General features: G+C 34.8%; 14 protein-coding genes. 5 read left to right on the plus strand and 9 right to left on the minus strand.

Annotated elements, in window-relative coordinates; genetic code table 11:
- Positions 1-55 precede the first annotated feature (55 nt).
- The gene (locus QL232_RS21950) at positions 56-2977 is read right to left on the minus strand and encodes an SNF2-related protein (protein WP_281615789.1); all 2922 of its coding nucleotides are present in this window, start codon (positions 2975-2977) and stop codon (positions 56-58) included.
- A 288-nt stretch (positions 2978-3265) separates the two neighbouring features.
- Here QL232_RS21950 and QL232_RS21955 point away from each other — a divergent pair, with 288 nt between their 5' ends.
- From QL232_RS21955 to QL232_RS21975, 5 genes are all read left to right on the plus strand, one after another.
- Positions 3266-3880, plus strand: a complete 615-nt coding sequence (locus QL232_RS21955; protein WP_168885218.1) for a DUF4230 domain-containing protein — start codon at positions 3266-3268, stop codon at positions 3878-3880.
- 326 nt (positions 3881-4206) lie between these two features.
- Entirely contained in the window at positions 4207-7731 is a 3525-nt protein-coding gene (locus tag QL232_RS21960) for a SpoIIE family protein phosphatase (RefSeq protein WP_281615790.1), read from the plus strand.
- Between the two features lie 124 nt (positions 7732-7855).
- Entirely contained in the window at positions 7856-8350 is a 495-nt protein-coding gene (locus QL232_RS21965; RefSeq protein ID WP_281615791.1) for a hypothetical protein, read from the plus strand.
- Positions 8351-8431: 81 nt separating this feature from the next.
- Positions 8432-9364 (plus strand): hypothetical protein, encoded by a 933-nt coding sequence (locus QL232_RS21970; protein ID WP_168885221.1) that lies wholly within the window; start codon positions 8432-8434, stop codon positions 9362-9364.
- 121 nt (positions 9365-9485) lie between these two features.
- Complete coding sequence (locus QL232_RS21975; RefSeq protein WP_168885222.1) at positions 9486-9713, plus strand: hypothetical protein; 228 nt, start codon at positions 9486-9488, stop codon at positions 9711-9713.
- 88 nt (positions 9714-9801) lie between these two features.
- Here the strand turns inward: QL232_RS21975 and QL232_RS21980 are convergent, their stop codons facing one another.
- The 8 genes from QL232_RS21980 to lpxD form a co-directional block, all read right to left on the minus strand.
- The gene (locus tag QL232_RS21980) at positions 9802-11985 is read right to left on the minus strand and encodes a L,D-transpeptidase (RefSeq protein WP_281615792.1); all 2184 of its coding nucleotides are present in this window, start codon (positions 11983-11985) and stop codon (positions 9802-9804) included.
- A 120-nt stretch (positions 11986-12105) separates the two neighbouring features.
- Positions 12106-14307: a cation:dicarboxylase symporter family transporter gene (locus QL232_RS21985; protein ID WP_281615793.1), complete on the minus strand. Its 2202-nt coding sequence runs from the start codon at positions 14305-14307 to the stop codon at positions 12106-12108.
- A gap of 161 nt (positions 14308-14468) precedes the next feature.
- The gene (locus tag QL232_RS21990; RefSeq protein ID WP_281615794.1) at positions 14469-15704 is read right to left on the minus strand and encodes a dicarboxylate/amino acid:cation symporter; all 1236 of its coding nucleotides are present in this window, start codon (positions 15702-15704) and stop codon (positions 14469-14471) included.
- Between the two features lie 176 nt (positions 15705-15880).
- Positions 15881-16291: a hypothetical protein gene (locus tag QL232_RS21995; protein ID WP_168885226.1), complete on the minus strand. Its 411-nt coding sequence runs from the start codon at positions 16289-16291 to the stop codon at positions 15881-15883.
- Between the two features lie 82 nt (positions 16292-16373).
- Positions 16374-16988, minus strand: a complete 615-nt coding sequence (locus QL232_RS22000) for an ABC transporter ATP-binding protein (protein ID WP_168885227.1) — start codon at positions 16986-16988, stop codon at positions 16374-16376.
- Positions 16989-17088: 100 nt separating this feature from the next.
- Positions 17089-17883 carry an acyl-ACP--UDP-N-acetylglucosamine O-acyltransferase gene (lpxA, locus tag QL232_RS22005; protein WP_168885228.1) on the minus strand — a complete coding sequence of 265 codons (795 nt, stop codon included), beginning with the start codon at positions 17881-17883 and terminating at the stop codon, positions 17089-17091.
- Positions 17884-17972: 89 nt separating this feature from the next.
- Positions 17973-19373 carry a bifunctional UDP-3-O-[3-hydroxymyristoyl] N-acetylglucosamine deacetylase/3-hydroxyacyl-ACP dehydratase gene (locus QL232_RS22010; RefSeq protein WP_168885229.1) on the minus strand — a complete coding sequence of 467 codons (1401 nt, stop codon included), beginning with the start codon at positions 19371-19373 and terminating at the stop codon, positions 17973-17975.
- A gap of 82 nt (positions 19374-19455) precedes the next feature.
- Positions 19456-20499 (minus strand): UDP-3-O-(3-hydroxymyristoyl)glucosamine N-acyltransferase, encoded by a 1044-nt coding sequence (lpxD, locus tag QL232_RS22015; protein WP_317169966.1) that lies wholly within the window; start codon positions 20497-20499, stop codon positions 19456-19458.
- Positions 20500-20554: the final 55 nt, after the last annotated feature.

Here is a 20554-nt window from a genome sequence, read left to right on the forward strand (position 1 = left end):
TTAATTATAATTATTTTATTATCAACAATTTAAAGTTTATTTTTTTTCAAAAAATTTATGAAAGAAGTGTCTTGATATCGTCTTTACTCAGTTTTTTCATAAAACTCTCTTCTGTTGTAATTAGTGTATCCGCCAATTCTCTCTTACTTTGTTGTAAAGCAAGAATCTTCTCTTCAACGGTGCCTCTAGTGATAAACTTGTACACGAACACCTGATTTTCCTGACCGATTCTATGTGCTCTATCAACAGCTTGTGCTTCAATTGCAGGGTTCCACCAAGGGTCTAGAATGAAAACATAATCTGCTGCTGTTAGATTAAGCCCTAATCCACCTGCTTTTAGTGAAATAAGGAAAATTTGAATATCAGAATTGTTTTGGAAGTCATTTACTTCCTTCTTTCTATCCTTAGTTGCTCCATCTAAGTAAGCATACTTCATTCCTTGCTTATCCAATTCCTTTCTGAAAATAGACAAGTGTTTCACAAACTGACTAAACACTAAAATCTTATGACCTTCTGATATGGCATTGCTTAAAGAACGAATCACTTCGTCAAATTTACCTGCAGAATGTCCGTAACTTTCTTCTATTAGCTTAGGGTGGTTAGCCAATTGTCTCAGTTCTGTAAGCCCTTTTAATAGCATAAACTGTGAACCTGTCACTCCTGTTGTCTCAATATGTTCAAGGATATCATTTCTATAAGATGATTTCACCTCTTCATACTTTTTCTTTTGCTCAGGAGTCATATCGATATACATCACCTTTTCTACCTTCTCTGGCAGCTCTGATGCTACTTGAGATTTATGGCGACGCATAATAAATGGCTTAATCAGACGATATAATTTTGCATATTTTTTTTCGTCCTTCTTTCGTTCAATTGGATTAAGAAACTCTTTCTTAAAGAAGTTCTGACTACCTAAAAGACCAGTATTAGCAAAGTTCATCTGAGACCACAAATCCATCGTTGTATTTTCGATAGGAGTACCAGACAACAGTAATCTTTTTCTACTTTTTAACTGATTTACAGCCTTTGTAACAATAGAAGAAGGGTTTTTAATCGTTTGAGCCTCATCTAGAATAGTATAATTGAAATAATATTGAGATAAAATTTCGGCATCTATTCTTGCTGTTCCATACGAGGTAATTACAATATCATACTTTCCAAACTGCTCAGGATCTTTTGAACGATTAGTACCGGTATAATTGAGGATCTTCATTTTAGGCGTGAATTTCTTTGCCTCCATCTCCCAGTTGTATACCAATGAAGTAGGCATGATCAACAATGAAGTTCCGTTCTCAGATACCCTCTCGTATTCTAAAATACTTAGCGTTTGTACCGTTTTACCAAGTCCCATATCATCGGCCAAACATCCTCCGAAGTTATATTCAGAAAGGAATCTCATCCAATTGTATCCTGCCTTTTGATAAGGTCTAAGCTTACCTTTAAAAGATCTTGGTACTTTATATTCTTCAATTTGATCGAAGTCGTTTAAGCGAGCAAGCTTTCTATCGAAACTCACCTTTGCCAAAGATCCTTCCTGTAACTCCTGAACTAATGCTAAGTGATGTTTATGCAGACGCGGCTCATCACTTTCGTTATCTAAGAAATAAAATAATTCTTGGTATTGAGCAAACCACTCGTTAGGTATTACTGCGATTTCTCCATTCGGTAATTCAAATTCATGTCTACCAGAAACAATCAGTTTTCTAATTACTTTAAACGGAATTTCATATTCACCAAAAACTACTTTTGTTTTTATATCAAACCAATCTTTATCTTCTGATACTTCGAGATTTAACGTAGATTCTCCAACAAAGTAAACCTTCTGATCATCTACCTCTTGTTTTATTTCAAGCCCTTGCTCTTTTAATAATTTAGAGTGATGAGAAATCCAGGTAAAAGCATCATTTTTTGATAAAGTAACAACACCTTTCGTTGCAATATCTAATTGAGTATCTTCCATTATTTTCATAATGTTATACTCATAGTCTTTATCTCTCCAAGTCTTGGTAAATGTAAACTCATCATTTTCATATTCGAGAGTTACTTTACTTCTTTTACCAATATCTGCAGCACTTACTTCCTCTCCAGCATAATCAAAGAAAAGACCTAATTCTACATCTGTTGGTATACTTCGATCCACAACATCCCCCTCTTCATGTCCTTCAATGTGAAGTTCCTTTAGACGTAAAAATGCATGTGGCTTTTCATTTCTATTGATGATTTCAAAACCAGAAGCTTTTACTTTATAATCTTCGATAAGGTGTGTGATAAACTTTTCATAATAGCTCTCCTCCATTTTTTGAGGAACAGCAATAAAGTTTTTATAGAGGAATGGTTTTATTTTTTTGCCATCCACACCACCTTTAAAGGTATACAGCTTTCCTTCTAACAGAAGCCATGCTGGGGTGTTGGATAGTAAGACAGCGTTTTTGTATTGAAACTCGACCTTTTCACCATCATGGTACATAAAAGGTCTATAGTTAGTATTTTTCTCTTCTTTATTTCTCCAAAAGCGAAATTCGATTTCTGCTTTTTGTTTTTGGACTCGAATCGTTTTAAAAATTGGATCTCCATCTTTTCCCATTTCAAAAACCATCTTCCCATAAAGCTTGCCCAGGATGTTGGAACGTTGCTTTTCAACAAAGTCCAGTATTTTTTTCTGTAACACTTTATCTCCTTTATTCTCATCAAAAATCGTTAAGAAAAAAGTGTTAGGCTTCATTCTTTTCTTGCCACCAAAACGGTTGACAATAGCTTCGGGTTGAATTTCATCCATTAGGGTAATCAACTCATAATCTGTTTGGTCTAGTTTACTACTAAACTCATGAGCATTCCTAGAAGAAATGTTTTGATGCTGTAAAGTCAGTTTATTTTCTTTATTTAACTGAACTACAAACGATTCAAACAGATACCCTAAAAACTGGTGTTGAAATAATGAATATACTAACTGAAATGGTTGACTTGTGGAAACCTTCATCTATTCAATACACTTTTCTTTGTGCAGTTTACTCCAATAATAAATTATCAAAACTAGCATATTTCTATTGATGCACAATAGGACAAACCAAAAAAGTATATTTTTTTATTTCAACAAAGCTTAATTGGATTTTGCAGATTGTTAATTATATCTAAAATAAACCCCAATGTTGCACTAAGTAACACTAATTATGCAAACATTTGTAATTCAATGATTTGAATATTTGTTTAAGTTAGTCGTAAACAGGTATTTTTGAGTGAAATAATTCGCTAACGAAGAAGAAATTATATGTCCTCCAAGTTACATACTACAATTCTAACACTACTTGCTGTAATCATGTCGATCTATATCGGCTATGACCTATACTGCGAGAATTACTCTGACAAAGCCAACGAACACCAACTTATTGTTGAAGAACTTGAAGGTTTAGGACGTTTAGAGTTGTACAAAGCGCATGTACGTGATGTAGCGGAATATACTGCTGACAATGAATACCTAGCAGATATACCCGTAGCCAACGAATTATTCAAATCTAAAATTCTTGCTGTTATCGGAGGAGAGATTGTTGCTTATATCAATCTTAATGAGATCCATGAAAAGGATATCCATTTAATGGACTCTACTGTGATTGTTGATTTACCTGTTCTTCATATTGATGGTAGAGTGAATCCTAAAGAAGTAAAAATCTACTCTTCAGAACATGCTGGCCCTGACGCCATGAACCAATTATATATTGAGGCTGAAAAGAAACTGAAAGTTACAGGGCAAGAAATGCAACTTGAAGCTCGCGCAAAAGAAAACGCTAAACAATATTTGGCACCCATATTGTCTAAGATTAGTGGTAATAAAAATATCAAGATCAATTTTAAAGACAGTGTGCATCTAAATTATATGCATAAGTAAAAAAGAGGTAATTTCTTACATCCTATTTTACTCATTATAAAGCACTTATTTAATTTCTTTTATCTAGATATTAACACTTTTGGTTGATTATTTTTAGTGGACCTAATTATTTTTTGGTGATAAAAACTGGCTTTTCAAAAAGTGATTTTTTATACATTTCTGTACATTAGGCGTTCTTCTCCCATTTTTATTACACTAAATTGATACATTAGGCGTTATATTTTTGATTTTTTTAATAAATAATATTAAAATACAGTCATAAACCAGTGCATTTTTTTATCATTTGGTCACAATTATTCGAACTCTGTCATTCGCGAATTATTGCCATGAGACAAAATTACTTACAACTACACAAAGCGTATTTTTTAATTCTGATAATGCTTTGCTTTGCTAACATCCCATTGTCAGCACAAAATATTCTCAGTACGCACTATTCAAAAGATAATGGTCTAAAAGCCGATTATACGAAGTATATCGCAAAAGACTCCATTGGCTACTTATGGCTTGCTAGTGATAACGGACTAGTACGTTATGATGGTGACAAATTTAAAAGCCTTGGATCTAAGCACCTTACGAGTAACTATGTAAAGCATATCTTACGAAAGAAAGATGGTTCTTTATATGCAATTACTAATAAGGAGATTGTACAGATTTTCAGTAAACCCAACACTGTAAAATTCAAGACATTAATCAAAATGGAAACGGAAGAACCTACACCTGGTAAATTACACTATGGTAAGGTTTTATTCGAGGACCAGAAAAGTCAGCTATGGGCTGCTGATAATTACCAGATCTTCAAGCAAAATGAAAATGGACAGTTTGAAATGGTCTTTAATGACTTCAATCTTCCTAGTGAAAACGAAAGTAGATCGTTCCAATTTGCAGAAGATATGTCTGGTAACTTATATGCTTTCCATTATTCTGGATCAGTATATAAATACAATGCAGAAGAAAACAAGTTTGACTTAATTACAAGAAATTCTGGATTAAGGAATATCGAACATGTAGTTTGGTATACTGAATCATCATTCCTTGCTGCAGATAGTAAAAAGGGTATATCACTTATTGATGTATTCAAAAACAAAGTAGTAAGAAACCAAATCGGAAAACCATTTGATGCATCATATATCCAGGAGATTGGTACTGACCAATTCTTAATTACTGGTTTTGTATCTGGTTTATACCGTTTAGAATCAACATATGAAGGGTTTAACCTTTACAGAGACCCTGAACTAGGTGTATATAATGGTAATTCTATCTATTATAACGATTTAGATATCTGGTTAGCGAAAGACAATGGTATTTCTCTTTTCCAACAGTTACCATTCAACGTTTTCGCATCCAACTTAACAACATCATACATACAGAATATCAACGGTAACGACGATCATCTATATTTTTCAGATGGTGGAACCTTATATATGGGTACTGTTAACTCGTTGAAAGATTTCAACCTAGAACGTAAAGTAAAAACGTCAGAGGGTAACTCTTTCTTAAGAATCTTACCAACAAAAGAAGGTGTTTACACCTCAGATGCGAATGGTCTGATCCAATTATGGAGAAACGGTCGAGAAGTGAAAAAGATTGACTTATCGAATCTAGGTGGTGCCATTTTCATCTTACAACAAGACAAAGAAGGTAACCTTTGGATCTGTCAGGATGGTGTAGTTGGTGCGATCAAAATTGGTAGAAACAACAAACCAAAGATTTATAGTGTCGAACAAGGTATTTCTAGTAGACCAATTGTTATTAAAATTAACGATGCGGGAGAAATCTTCGTTGGTGGTACTTCTAAAGATGGTTTGATCTTCCAATACAACGAAGCAGTAGATGCATTTAACAACCTAACTGCTGATGTGAAGTTTAAAGTAGAAAATAATATCCAAACGAATGACATCACTACTTTAAAGACAGGTGAAGTAATATTAGGTACTTCTTATGGTACTTTAATCTTAAAAGATGAAGAGTTTAAACGTTTGAATTTTGGTGATTTCACAACAATTACCAACAATGCTTTAGCAGTTGACCCTTCTCAAAAACAACTTTGGGTTGCTTCTTCGAATGAGTTAATTCGTTATAACTTCGATCATGATGAGTACCTTGTTTATAACAACAAAGACGGTCTTCCTGATGCTACCTTCAACATTAGGGGTCTATATATTGATGATTATGGTAAGTTATTCATCTCAACAACAAAAGGTATTGGATTCGCTCCTAACCTTCAGGTATTAAAAGAAACTCCTCGACCAATCTTAGAACAGATTAATGTAGGTAGTGACAGAATAGACTTAAACGAAACAGTAGAAGTTCCTTCAGATAGTTATTTAAAAGTGGGTTTCCACATTTCAGTATATCCAACACAAAACGTAGCCTTCCAAAAAAGAATTTTAGGTTACCCTGGAAAGGATGAATGGACAAACTTCGATAAAGAATCAGAAGGTCTATTAATAGACCAATTAGAACCAGGTTCTTCATATACTCTTGAAATTAGAGGTAGAAAAACGGGTAACTTCTCATGGTCAAGACCTTTAACTTATAGATTCTCTGTATATACTCCATTCTACAAACAATGGTGGAGTAACTTGATCTATATCCTTGTATCGATTTTAATCATTGTGATTACTATCCAATTTAATGCTTACCGATCTAGAAGAGAGCAGAAGCGATTAGAGGAGCAGGTAAACAAGCGTACTAAGGAGGTAGAGAACCAAGCGCGAGAATTAACAGACAAGAACTACGAATTAGAAAAAGCCTTTAACCGACTAAAACGATCAGAGGCCATTCTAAACCACAATACAAAAGAACTGGAAAGAGCTAAGAAAGATGCTGAAAAAGCGGCGTCAAAACTTCGAGATCAGAACAGTCAGCTTGAGGAAACTTCTCGAACAATTCGTGAACAACACCACGAAATGAAATCTCACCGAGAGCAGATCCTTAGACAAAACGAACTTGTAAAAGAACAAGCCCTTCTACTTTCTCAGCACAATGACAAGGTAAAGAGTTCCGTAAATTATGCTCGTAGAATGCAAACTGCCGTATTTGGTAAACCATCAGATATGGAAGATAAAATGCAAGCAATTGGTACTCACTGGGATGGTTTTGTTTATTTAAAGCCAAGAGATATTGTATCTGGTGACTTCCATTGGTTTGGTGAGAAAAACGAAAACTACATTATTGTAGCAGCCGATTGTACTGGTCACGGTGTACCGGGTGCCTTCATGTCACTGATTGGTAATGACCTTCTTAACCAAATTGTATACGAAAGAGGTATTCTTGATCCAGGTAGAATTCTAAAGTTGATGAACGATATGATTCGTCAAGCCTTGAACCAAGCTGAAAACGATGATAGCCGTGACGGTATGGACATCGCTATCTGTGTGGTTTCACCAAAGAGAAAAACACTTACTTTCGCAGGTGCAGGTAGACCTCTATATTATATCGAAAACAGCGAACCAGAAGAACTGAAACGTCTGAAAGGTGGTAAATTCGGTATTGGTGGTAAGAAGAATCAGAAAAAAGTCTTTGATTCTTATTCATTACCACTCGAGGAAATTAAAGTATTCTATATCTGTTCGGATGGTTACCAAGATCAGTTTGGTGGTCCGAATGGAAGAAAACTAATGCAAAGACCATTTAAAGAACTTCTGTTCAATATCCATCAGAAAGAAATGAACGTACAAAGAGACTCTCTTTCTAAGTTCATGGATCAATGGATGCACCAAGGAGATCAGAGACAAATTGATGATATGTTGATTATCGGTGTACGTCCTCACGTTATTATTAACGAAGAAGAAGAAGATGCCTTACTTCTTGCTGATGAGGAGAAAATCGATCGTCATACTATCTTCTAAAAGATATCATTCATAAAATGAATAGAGTAGCGGTAGAATATACATTCTATCGCTATTTTTTTGACTTGTGAAAAATTCTTAAAAATCATTTTTCTATTTTAAAAGTAGGTCGTACCTTTAATCTGTGAAATTAAATAAGAAATATAGACACAGAATAAATCATTACTTCTCTGCACTTACTTTTATCTGCTTATTTAGCTTAACTAAAAACCCCCTTTGTGCACAAACTAGTAATATCTCCTCATCGGTTATATATAAAATTGATGATGAAGGGTTATTAGACAAAGTAGATGTAACCGAGAGAAAAGTAATCCGCATTTTTGATACTACTCATAATGAACATTGGCATTTCTTCTTTGAAGATGAGAAGCTTATTGCTATAAATTGTCCTACCACCAACCTTCACTTTTTAGAGTTAAAAGAAACAAAAAAGAAGGTCTTTTTTAATGAAGAGAAGAATATTAAACTATTTACAATGATGAACGATCACAGTTCACATCAAATCAATATTCATATTCCCCACAAGGACATTACAAGACGATTAGTCTTTACAAAAGCTGATGATTTAGAGGTAAGTTCCCTATTCAAAAAAATCTCTACGAACTATCCTGTGTTCTAAAATCATTGTTCAAACAAATATTTTTTGTATATTTCACAAAACTTAATCCTATTATTCATTTCTCTCACACAATTTATCGCTATGAAATACTCACTGTTGCTTAAGAGTTCGCTAGCGTTTTTTATGCTTTCAACATTCGTAACAACTAACTACTCAAACGCACAAGGTTGCTCTGATGCTGGTGTTTGTAGCATCGGACCAATGACTCATAATGAAATATCTGAAGATGACCCTTCTAAAGGAGAAATTAGATTTAAGCCATCATATTCATTAGGAGAAAAACAAACCAGTATTATTGGGTTACAAGTTGAAGCTGATTACAACATTAATGATAAAGTTTATTTTCAATTTCTGATGCCTTATGTCATCTCCACAGGTGAATTAGGGACTGCAACAGGACTTGGAGATATTACGCTTTCATTGTCTGTTCCTGTTTATAAAAATGATAAAGTTAGAACTACCATCTTTGCAGGTACAAAAATACCTTTAAACGATGGTAATGTAATGGATAATGGTGTAGCATTACCAATGGCCTACCAGCCCAGTTTAGGTACTTTTGATTTATTAGGCGGAGTTGCTGTCAATGTTGATCACTTCTTATTTTCTGTAGGATATCAACAACCTCTAACTCAAAATAGCAGTACATACATTTCTAATGATCCAGATCCTGATGCAAAATTTAAAACAACAACAGGATATGAAAGAGCTGCAGATATGGCTATCAGGGCTGAATATGCGAAAGCCAACTTCGAAAAATGGTCATGGAAAGCAGGTTTACTTGGTATTGTACATATGGGTGAAGATTCTTATATCGATACAGAAGACAACAACCAACGTAAGAACATTGAAAACTCTAGTGGATTAACGCTGAATATTACTGGCGGTATATCAAGAACAGTTGGTAAATATACTTTTGGTTCTGACTTAGGTTTTCCTGTAATGGCAAGAGAAGCAAGACCTGATGGTTTAACTAGAACATTTGCTTTAAGTATGTATGTTGGTTGGAAATTCTAATCATATTACTCCAAAGTTAAAGCTGTATTAATTATTAAATATTAGCTAATATTAGAGTAAGGAAACTATACTTTTTTGATCAGATTGATTATTTTTAATTAGTAATTAACAAGTCTGTATCATGAGTATAGCAAATCAACAACAATACTTGTGGGAAGGTGGTTTTGAAAATACTGACTCACATACTTTATCCTTTAAAGTAACCCTATTCTTCGACGACAACACAAGCGAATCTTATTTCGAAGAATCTAGTTTTGACCTTACTGAAGATGAACTATTCAAATCAAATTTACTTGAAGAGGATGGCGTCATCGATATCTATATAGAATTGGAAGGAGTTTCTGTCTAAGTACGGAAGCTCCTTTTTTTTATTAGGTATCTTAAAAAACAAGAGGTAAACCTTATAGAAAGTTTACCTCTTGTTCGACATTTATTTTTTAATCTGCTAATGTTATTGCTTCCCCATTCACTTCTGAGGTAATAACATATTGATTCGATATCCATTTATATTTTGAATAAAAGGATTCGGCTAACATGTGTATTCCCCAAAGCATTTCGGCTTTTGGGTTGGTCACTGTTGTGATTTTTATATTATGCGGATTCTCTGAACTATGAGAATATTCGAATAAAGCATAAAGCCCTGCCTCATCTAATAAGTTAAGGGTTCCTTCTCCTCCTAATCGTTCAGTAAGGTAGTTTTGATACTCTTGCCCACTAATAGGAACCAACTTACCTTCTTTAATGTCTCTACGCTGTAACTCCATCTCTCCTAAAGCATAAATATATGCTTGAGCCAAGATAGCATCATAATAGTCAATAGAGCCTTCAAATTGAATTCCTGGCCACTCTTCTCTTTTATCCATAAAGCTATTGATCCAAGTTAAGTGTTCCCACTCTCTAAAACGACTTGGATATTCCATCGCTAAGGTATCTAAAAGCCCCATATAATGGAGTACTCGTTTTCTTTCATCTGATATTGACAAGAACTCTAAACCTCTGATAGAATCAATACCATCCTCGAAATATTTATCGATTACGGTCTGCTGAGAAATATTGATATTTTTAAAGATCAAAGCAGTATCCAAATCTTGGTACTTGACAATTTCGTCACTCAAGTCTTTTACTAGAACATCTTGAGTATCGTTCAAGCGACCTGTAAAATAGGTACTGATCTCACTGTAATCATAATTTCTAAAGAACGGATGATTACTAGATAACTTTAATTGATCTTTATAATACTCCCCTCTAAAACCGTAATGCTGTTGAAATGGAATGTCTGATAAATCATCTAAGTCTTGAATATGCAACCAGTATTTCATTGCTGATTCTGGGAAGGGCACATTAATACTGATTGTAATATCAGCAGATTGTTTATCGATCTTAGACATTCGGTAAGCAATTGAACTTGCTAATGGAGGTAACACTTTAGAATATAACTTTTGATTCAAGGTGATTGAATCCAACATATTCTGTTTACGAATAACAATTTGTTGCTCGTTATAAATAGATTCTAAATCTGTATCATCGAAACCAGGAACTTTAATATTTTTCGGAGGATGCAAGGCAACTGCATCCAAAAATACAGGCATCGTCTTCTGTTTTTTCAGAATTTCTTTGATGATAAATGAATTGATATTTGAAACCCTGACACATCCACCAGAAAGAGCAAAACCTAATTGGTCTTCTCTATTAGTACCATGAATATATAACTGACGAATACCAGAATTACTATTATCAATAAAAGCAAAATCATCTTGTGACTTATCCAGGAACTTAGTACCTGCAAGATCAACAAACTCTGACCCCATATTCTGACCAATTAGACCAAACTGATTTGTACAGATAAAAGCCTTCTCTTCTTTCGTTGATTTTCTGTAGATATATTTTGCTTCACCTTCGTATGTTTGACTATGAATCTTCCAAAAGAATCTTTTAGGTGAAGTTGTTTTAGTTCTTGATTGCCACCCCGGCTGTGAATATTTTTCATAGATCATAAAATACCCGAGTGGTGTTTTTCCTGAGTCTTCCGTAAACCCTACTCCTTTCCATGCAGAAGAAATTGGAATTTCAACCAACTCTCCTGTAGACATATTAACCAAATATCCTTTCTGTCCTCCGACATTGGCCTTTGCAATATTACCAACAAAAGCATACCCTGATCGGATACCTTTGGTTTGTCGTAAATAAATAAATGCTTTGCTTAATTTTTGATGGATTAATTCAAAATCTTTCTCTTCCGACTCTTTAGATAATACTCTCATTCGACAGTATGCATTCTCAGTAAGCATCTGTCTTTGATGTTCCGTCATCTTGGGAAAGTTCTCATACAATTCATTGATGAACTGTTGAGTTAGAGAAGCTAAGCTTTCTGGCATTTTCTCTTTGGCATCAAAAAGCTCCTGCATACCTGTAGATGCACTTACAGCGACCAAGACTTCTTCAGACACCATCGCTCTAGAACTCACATAAACATCTTCACCAGTAAGTTCTCTCCAATTAAAGTCTGGAGTATCAAAAATATCTTGACTACTTACGTCTGTTGTTTGTTGATGTGGAGCACAAGAATTCAAATAGAATAAACCTATGAAAAGGTAAACAAGATAAGAGCATTTAACTTGCATATGCATTGATTTTATAGGAGTTAGTCTAAATAATTTATCATTATAGATTAAAAAATAATGGATAGTAATTTAAAAAAAAATTGTCAAGAAGTAAGAATTATCTCACTTCTTGACAATTAATTAATCAACCCAATGTAAAACATCTTTTATTACACTCCAATGTTCCTGTCTTCTCAGCTGATCATCACCCAGAATCCAGTAATCATAGAAGCGTTGTATTGTTCCGTCTTTCTTATTGACTTCAATCCAATCTGTAACAAAATTAGCCATTGCCTCATCATTATTACCTACAGGATAGGCAAGCGGTAAGGTAATTTTATAAGGCAGTGGATTTGCAATTTGACATTCTGGATAGAGTAATGTCAAGGCAGCTCCTCTTTCAGCACTGGTTAATAATCCATCTAAGTGTGGCTCAACTCCAGGTTGCTGTTTAAAAAATTGATTTACCGAATCCAACCTTACACCTTTGGCATTTGGGAAGTAATTCAAGAATTTTTTAGCGACATCACCCCTCTCAAAATATCCAATGGTGAAAGAATCTAATGCTGCAGTTTTCTCATATGATTTGTAAGCATCGTCATGATCTTTTACCACCAATGCCATGGTTACATCTAGATAAGGCTTAGAGAAAGACAACTCCGCTGAATATTGCGTCGACATAAAAATATCAGACATTACAATATCGAAATGATCTTTCCCTAACTCTTCTGGCATATCGCCAATAGTAATCGGTACAAACTCTAATTCTACATCCAAAGCAGAACCTAATTCATGAGCCATATCAATACCAAACCCTACCAACTCACCTTTAGCATTGAAATAACTAAAAGGGATTTCATCTTCATAAAAACCTACCCTTAATTTTTTTCTACGCTTTATTCTTTCCAATACTGTTTCACCTTCCATTAATGGATCAGGGTTGGGAACTGATTCCGGTAAAACTGTAAAAGGAACTAGATTATGTATTAACTGCATATTTGCAATTACTTGATCATTCTTATAGGCATCTTTCAAGGAATAAGCCAAGAAGATCCTAAGAGGGATTAGAGTGGCGACAAAAAGACCAACAGTCACGGCCAAACTAAACAATACTTTACTTTTCTTTATTTTAAAGAATCCATGTGCAGACGAAGTTGTAAGGATAGTCAATGTAATTAAGTGCATGGCTCCTAATACTACTCTTACTCTATCTGTAAATACCGTAGATACAACGAAGAGTTGGAACATATCTTTCGGGATTTTCAGTAGATCCAACATAAATGGAATACCAGTCACCGGAGCAACAAAACTACTTAATAGCGTAGCTCCAACGAATACCGGAGTATCTTTAAGTGCAATTCCACTACCTATAAACCAAGCAGCAAAAGGAACAAATATAAAAATCACCAAGGTACCTAAGTTGGGAAATGGATAGGCTAATGGCATTAAAATATCTATACCAGCATTGTTTTCTTCGTTATCTAACTCATATTTCTTATATAGCTCTTTTACGTCTTCTATCAACTGAGGAAGTACTACAATAATTTTACCTGTGGCAAATATTGTAATTAGAGTCGCTTTAGTATACTTGAAAACATCCTTGTATTTGAATGGCGTACATGAAGAAATAATCATAGGCAACACCCAAAATACCATAATGATCACCGCGACAAGATATGTAAGCAAGTAAGCCTGCATTTTCCCCAACTCATCTAAAGTCATTGTACCCGCTGTACTTGCTGCAATGGCAAATACCCCACTTGGTGTTAGTTTTACTACTAGTTTGTTTACTTGGTTTAATGCTTTGTTAAAAGCATCCAAACTATGCAGTAACATTTCTTTATCCTTACCTTTTATCTGCATTACGCCAATACCCACAAGAATACTGAACAGCACCACTGCCGGTACTTTGCTTTCCGCTAAAGAAAAAAAGGGATTAGAAGGAATATATAACTCAAGGAAATCAATTTCTGGAGGGGGAGCAACAAAACTGGTACTAAAGAAATTGGCTGATTTCCATTCTGGAAATGCAAAAGGTAAAATCAATACCACTGTAAGCCCTATAGCCAACAGTATTGCTAGAAACTTAATTCCCTGAATAATTAATTTTCGACCTTCTTCTAATGATAGTCTACCAATATTTACGATTAATGAAAAAACGATATACGGTAAAACGGTCATCTGAAGTAGACCAATAAATGCATCACCTAAAATACTAAGGTGTTTACAATACTCTCCAAAAAATAGACCTACAGCAACTCCACTAAAAAGACCAATAAGGATTTTAGTCGATAAAGTCATTGGCTTTTTTTCTTTGACTTCAGTAGATGAGTTAAATGACATAAAAATTGAGTGTAGTTATTAAAGCAGTTACAGAGTACAAAAAATTATCTGTAAATCTTGTCGTACAATTTAGAAAAAAATAAAATAAGGCTACCCTATATTAAAAAAGAGTAGCCTATTTTTTTATATCTTTTTTAGCTCTTTAAGCTTTTTATTCACCTTTATGATTGATTCTCTACAGTTGTAGATCCCATATTATCAATTTTCTCCATAACAACAGCACAAGAAGCATCGCCTGTGATGTTTACAGCGGTTCTGAACATATCAAATATTCTATCTACGCCAAAAATAAGCGGTAAAGCCTCTACAGGTATCCCTACAGCCATTAAGACCGCTACAGATAACAAAGTAGGCCCGGGAACTCCTGCTGTCCCTACAGCACCTAATACAGAGACAATTGCAATAGCAATATAATCTCCAAACCCTAATGGGATATTATATAATTGAGCAAAGAAGATAGCAACCATTGGATTAAACACTGCATTTCCTGCCATGTTTACAGTCGCACCTAAGGGTAATACAAAAGAGGAAATTGATTTTTTCACTCCCATATTATCACATGCTTCATAGTTTAATGGCAGAGTTGCTAAAGATGAAGCAGAAGATATGGCGAAGATCTGAGGCGTCATCATCTCTTTAAAAAACTTCTTCGCAGATACATTACTAAATAAATGGACAAAAGCACCAAACATAGGATACGCCACGATGAGTAGGGCGACCATGTATAAAATAAACAACTGACCAATACTTGATAGTACATCAAAACCAAAAGTTCCAACAGCATCAGCCATTAGCGACAATACTCCACATGGAGCAATCCACATCACTTTGATAATCATCCAAGTTAATACATCATTGATTCCTTCAATCGTTTTACTTACTAACTCTCTCTTTTCATCAGGAAGTTTACCAATTCCTACTCCAAAGAATAATGAGAAAAGAATAATTTGTAAAATTGAACCCTCAGTTAGTGATCTAAATGGATTGGCTGGAATAGCTCCTAGCATAGTATCCCAAAAGCCTGCAACTTCACCTTTTGATACTAATGATGAGTCCATCATATCTTTTGCGAGGTCTGAAATATCTAAACCAGAACCCGGTTTGAACAGAACAGGAAAAATAATCCCAAAAAATACAGCAATGAATGAGGTTAATCCAAAGTAACCAAAAGTAAGCGTACCAATTTTCCCTGCATTTTTTGATTGCCCTAATGCCTGTGCTCCCATTATGATTGAAAAGAACACTAATGGAACAACCAACATCGATAGTAGTTTGATAAAAATTTTCCCTACAGGTGCAATTACAGATACATCTTCACCGAAAATAGCACCCAGTGCTGCTCCTAATACCATGGCAATTAGAATAGCAACCCCTAGGTCAATTTTAAAGAATTTCATATGATAAGTTTAAATAAATATTATATGCTAAAAATAGATGTTTGACTTTAAATTATTAGCATTCTGATTGTTATTGCTTTTAAATAGTTCGGTTTCTAAAAATTGGGCATAAAAAAAACCCCATCACTTTCAGTAACAGGGTCTAAATTTCAATAAGTCTTTACAATCTAAATCCTTTATTGCTTATCAAACACATAAGTGTAAGTTGTTTCCGTTTCTTTTACTCTAGCAGAAGAAGTTACTTCAGTGTAAACTAAAGATACAGTTGCAGCATCTCCAGTGATTGAAGTAGCGTCATCCCAACCTAAGTCAGCAAATTCTGTAGCTGAGAAAGTAGTGTTAGAGAAGCCAGAAGGCATTGGCCATGATGCATCATAACCTGAAACAGTCACATTTCCACTCGATGTATCTACCGTTAATTTGAAGTCCGCAGTAACTTCTGCTGGGTTTGTAGATGAAGGGTTCGCAGCATAAACTACAGTAGTAGTACCTGGATCCGGATCATCACTACCTCCACAACTAGTCACCATCGCTATTAGTCCAATTAACGAAAAGAATAGAATTGTTTTTTTCCAAATGTTTTTCATTACAATAGATTTTATAAGTTTTAGAATGTAATAGAGACAATTGAAATAAGGAGACCGACGTTAGCAAATATAATATAAGTTATTATATTTTAAAGCTTTCCACTGAAATAATTTCATCACAGTGCTCATATTCATAGGTTTGATTACTACAGATTACCACTAACCTATCGTTACTTACCTGAGGCAACCATGATTGATACCAATCGATATTTTTCTGGTCTAGATTGGAAGTTGGCTCATCTAAAAACAGTATTTCTGACTCTGTAAAAAAGGCCAAAGCCAGCTTTAGCTTTTGTTTCATACCTGATGAGAAATCTTGTATCTGCTTATTTTTTGCAGACTCAAACCCTAATGTTTCGATGATTTCATCAATAGACTTTGTCATTTTTTTTAGTGAAGTATGAAAAGTCAGTTGTTCCAGCAAAGTATACTCTTCAATCAATTCTGTATAAGGACCTGCTAACACTAAATATCTCCATATCTCCTCTACACCAACGGTTTTATGCTTTGTCTCATAAATGATTTTACCTTTAGAAGGGTCTGCTACTCCAGATAATATTTTTAGCAAAGTTGATTTACCACTGCCATTACCTCCTGTAATTGCATATGATTTTCCACTTTCTAATGTGTAATCTATCCCTCTAAATATCCACTCTCTCGCAAACTTTTTACCTAAACCTTCTAATGTAATCTTCATTTCCAAAAGCCTATTTATCGCTTGTAATATGTAAAGTCTTTGAATAAAAAAACCATCTTCTCTATCGAAAAGATGGTTAGAATATTTTTATATCAATTGCTTAGTATCCTTTAATGATACCACGCTCTGAATTTTTCAAGAATTCTAAGATCGCATCTCTCTCTTCTGAAGGATCTACTTCTTCTTCAAGCTGACGCATAGACTCAGCCATAGTAAAACCTCTAGTATAGATTAAGCGATACATTTCATGAACTTCTTGCAATGCCTCACTCTCAAATCCTCTTCTTCTTAACCCTACAGAGTTAATACCACAATAACTTAATGGCTCTCTTGCAGCTTTAACAAATGGAGGAACATCTTTTCTTACAAGAGACCCTCCAGCAATAAATGCATGTGAACCAATCTTCACAAATTGATGAACAGCAGCAGTACCTGCAATAATTACATGATCAGCAATTTCAACATGACCTGCAATTTGAGTAGAATTAGAAAGAATACAGTTATCACCCATAATTACATCATGAGCAATATGAACGTAAGCCATCAACATACAGTTGCTACCTACTACTGTTTTCATTTTATCTGTAGTACCGCGACTAACAGTCACACATTCTCTTAAAGTTGTATTGTCGCCAATGTAAGTAAGCGTCTTTTCTCCTTGAAACTTCAGGTCTTGAGGAACACCTGAAATCACAGCACCAGGAAATACTTTTACGTTTTTTCCTAGACGAGCACCGTCCATAATGACCGCATTAGGGCCAATCCAAGTACCTTCTCCAATTTCAACATCACCTTCAATTGTAGCAAAAGGTTCCACTACCACACTATCTGCAATTTTTGCATCAGGGTGGATATTGGTCATTGGATATTTTTCAGTGTAAGGATTTTTTGACATCGTTTAAATCGTGATGAGTTATTCTTACAGTAATTTGCAAGAAAAGGACGAGTAAACGAATTATTTCATTTACTCCTCCCTAATTATTTTTAAGCGTTATTATCTTTTTTTACTAATGAGGCAGTCATGATCGCTTCTGTTACTAGTTTATCACCAACATAAGCTTGACCCTTCATCTTAGCAATACCTCTTCTGATTGGCATTAATAATTCACATTTGATAATTAATGTATCACCCGGCATTACCATTCTTCTGAACTTACACTCTTCAACACCTACAAAGTATGTCCAATAATTTGATGGGTTGTCTACTGTGTTCAATACTAAGATACCACCAGTTTGTCCCATTGCTTCAATCTGAAGTACACCCGGCATTACTGGGTTGCTAGGGAAGTGACCTGCAAAGAATTCTTCGTTGATAGTTACGTTTTTGATACCAATAACATAATTATCTGTCAATTCTGTAATTTTATCTACAAGTCTGAATGGATATCTGTGAGGTAACATTTCCTCAATTTGATTCACATCATAAACTGCAGGCTGTAATGGATCGTAAGTAGGTACATTCTTACGAGCTGATTTTAACATTAAGCTCTTTAACTTTCGAGCAAAGGCTACGTTTGCCGCATGACCAGGTCTTGCTGCTAAAATTTGACCTTTAATAGGACGACCAACTAGCGCTAAGTCACCTACCATATCTAATAGTTTATGACGAGCAGGTTCATTTGGATGACGTAGTTCTACGTTATTCAAAATACCTTCTTCTGCTACTTCAACACTTGGTAATTCAAATAATTCCGCTAACTCATCTAAAGTTTCTGGCGAAACCACTTGGTCTACTACTACAATAGCATTGTTGAAGTTACCACCTTTGATAAGGTTTGCTTTACGTAAAGCTTCTACTTCATGTAAGAAACAGAAAGTTCTTGATGAAGCAATTTCAGCAGCAAAATCTTCAATGTTATTTAAAGCGGCATGCTGAGAACCTAATACTGGTGAATTATAATCTACCATTACTGTTAATCTGTAATCGTTTAACGGTAATGCTGCGATTTCTACTTTTCTATCATCTTCTTTGTAAAATACACCTTCTGGTACTTCAAAGAAGTTACGTAACATAGATTGCTCTTCTAAGCCCACTTCCATTAAAGCTTCTACGAACTTAATAGAACTACCTTCCATAATTGGAGGTTCAGGACCATCGATTTGAATCAATACGTTATCGATTTGTAAACCTACTAATGCGGCTAAAACATGTTCAACAGTATTTACTCTTGCACCATCTTGTTCGATTGTTGTACCTCTTGATACGTCTACAACGTTGTCTACATCACAATCAACGATTGGTTGACCTTCGATATCAACTCTTTGGAACTTATATCCGTGATTAACTTCTGCAGGTAAAAATACCATTTTACTAATGGCTCCTGTGTGGATTCCAACGCCTTCAACGGTCACTGGTGCTTTAATTGTATGCTGTTTCGTATACATTATCTATATAGATTTAGCAATTTTTCTTGCCGTACTACTTGGTTATTTCTTTTATAAAATTTCGCGATTGTTGCCAATGCGACTACAAACTTAATACTTTTTTCTCAAGATCTCTCACAATTCTTTGTAGCTCAGGTAGCTTCCTGTAAACAGCAAAGGATTTTAAGTGCTCCATCGAAGGGATTGCAGGTGATCCCATAATACGAGTTCCTGCTTCCTTAACTCCTTGAGCTAAACCAGATTGTGCTGCAATCATAGTCCTATCTGCTACTTTAATATGACCAGATACACCAACTTGTCCACCGATCATACAATTTGAACCAATTTCACTTGATCCCGAAATACCTGTCTGAGAAGCAACTACTGTATTTTCTCCTACAACTACATTATGAGCTACTTGAATTAAGTTATCAAGCTTCACTCCTTTTTTCAAGACTGTAGACCCCATTGTCGCTCTATCTACAACAGTATTAGCTCCAATATCTACATTGTCTTCAAGGATAACATTTCCTATCTGAGGAATAGTTTTATAAGTACCATCTTTCTGAGGAGCAAAACCAAATCCATCAGATCCAACAACGGCCCCTGCCTGTAAAGTACAGTTATTACCAATTTTTGAACCATGACAAACTTTTACACCTGCATATAATACACAGTTGTCACCAATTTCAACTCCTTCTCCAATAAATACTTGAGGGTGAATTTTGGCATTCTTACCAATTTTCACTCCTTTAGATATATATGCAAAAGCACCTACATAAGCAGTTGCTTTGTCCATCTCAACACTTTCGTCAATAAAAGCAGGTTGTTCAATACCCACTTTAGCTAGACTCAACATTCTTTGATATTCTGTAAGTAAATCAGTGAAACCAGCGTAAGCATCTTCTACAACAATCATTGCACAAGGTACTTCCTTTTTCGGTTCAAAATCTTTACTCACTATTACCGCACTCACCTTCGTAGAATAAATAAACTCTTCGTATTTCATGTTTGCTAAAAATGAAATAGCTCCTGCTTCTCCTTCTTGGATTTTTGCAATTGTTGAAATTTTAGCCTCAGCATCTCCTCCAACTACTTCTCCTTGAAGTAACATCGCAATCTGTTGTACGGTAATTTCCAATTTCATAGTATGGTCTTCCCTATATGACTTCTAAGAATTATTGATTTTTTCTTTATTTTTC

This window comes from Flammeovirga sp. SubArs3 (genome assembly GCF_947387565.1).
Taxonomy (GTDB): domain Bacteria; phylum Bacteroidota; class Bacteroidia; order Cytophagales; family Flammeovirgaceae; genus Flammeovirga; species Flammeovirga agarivorans.

Excerpts from the sequence above, each read along its gene's own strand:
- QL232_RS21950 (WP_281615789.1), bottom strand. The coding sequence starts at position 2,977 with ATGAAGGTTTCCACAAGTCAACCATTTCAGTTAGTATATTCATTATTT.
- QL232_RS21955 (WP_168885218.1), top strand. The coding sequence starts at position 3,266 with ATGTCCTCCAAGTTACATACTACAATTCTAACACTACTTGCTGTAATC.
- QL232_RS21960 (WP_281615790.1), top strand. The coding sequence starts at position 4,207 with ATGAGACAAAATTACTTACAACTACACAAAGCGTATTTTTTAATTCTG.
- QL232_RS21970 (WP_168885221.1), top strand. The coding sequence starts at position 8,432 with ATGAAATACTCACTGTTGCTTAAGAGTTCGCTAGCGTTTTTTATGCTT.
- QL232_RS21975 (WP_168885222.1), top strand. The coding sequence starts at position 9,486 with ATGAGTATAGCAAATCAACAACAATACTTGTGGGAAGGTGGTTTTGAA.
- QL232_RS21980 (WP_281615792.1), bottom strand. The coding sequence starts at position 11,985 with ATGCAAGTTAAATGCTCTTATCTTGTTTACCTTTTCATAGGTTTATTC.
- QL232_RS21985 (WP_281615793.1), bottom strand. The coding sequence starts at position 14,307 with ATGTCATTTAACTCATCTACTGAAGTCAAAGAAAAAAAGCCAATGACT.
- QL232_RS21990 (WP_281615794.1), bottom strand. The coding sequence starts at position 15,704 with ATGAAATTCTTTAAAATTGACCTAGGGGTTGCTATTCTAATTGCCATG.
- QL232_RS21995 (WP_168885226.1), bottom strand. The coding sequence starts at position 16,291 with ATGAAAAACATTTGGAAAAAAACAATTCTATTCTTTTCGTTAATTGGA.
- QL232_RS22000 (WP_168885227.1), bottom strand. The coding sequence starts at position 16,988 with ATGAAGATTACATTAGAAGGTTTAGGTAAAAAGTTTGCGAGAGAGTGG.
- lpxA (WP_168885228.1), bottom strand. The coding sequence starts at position 17,883 with ATGTCAAAAAATCCTTACACTGAAAAATATCCAATGACCAATATCCAC.
- QL232_RS22010 (WP_168885229.1), bottom strand. The coding sequence starts at position 19,373 with ATGTATACGAAACAGCATACAATTAAAGCACCAGTGACCGTTGAAGGC.
- lpxD (WP_317169966.1), bottom strand. The coding sequence starts at position 20,499 with ATGAAATTGGAAATTACCGTACAACAGATTGCGATGTTACTTCAAGGA.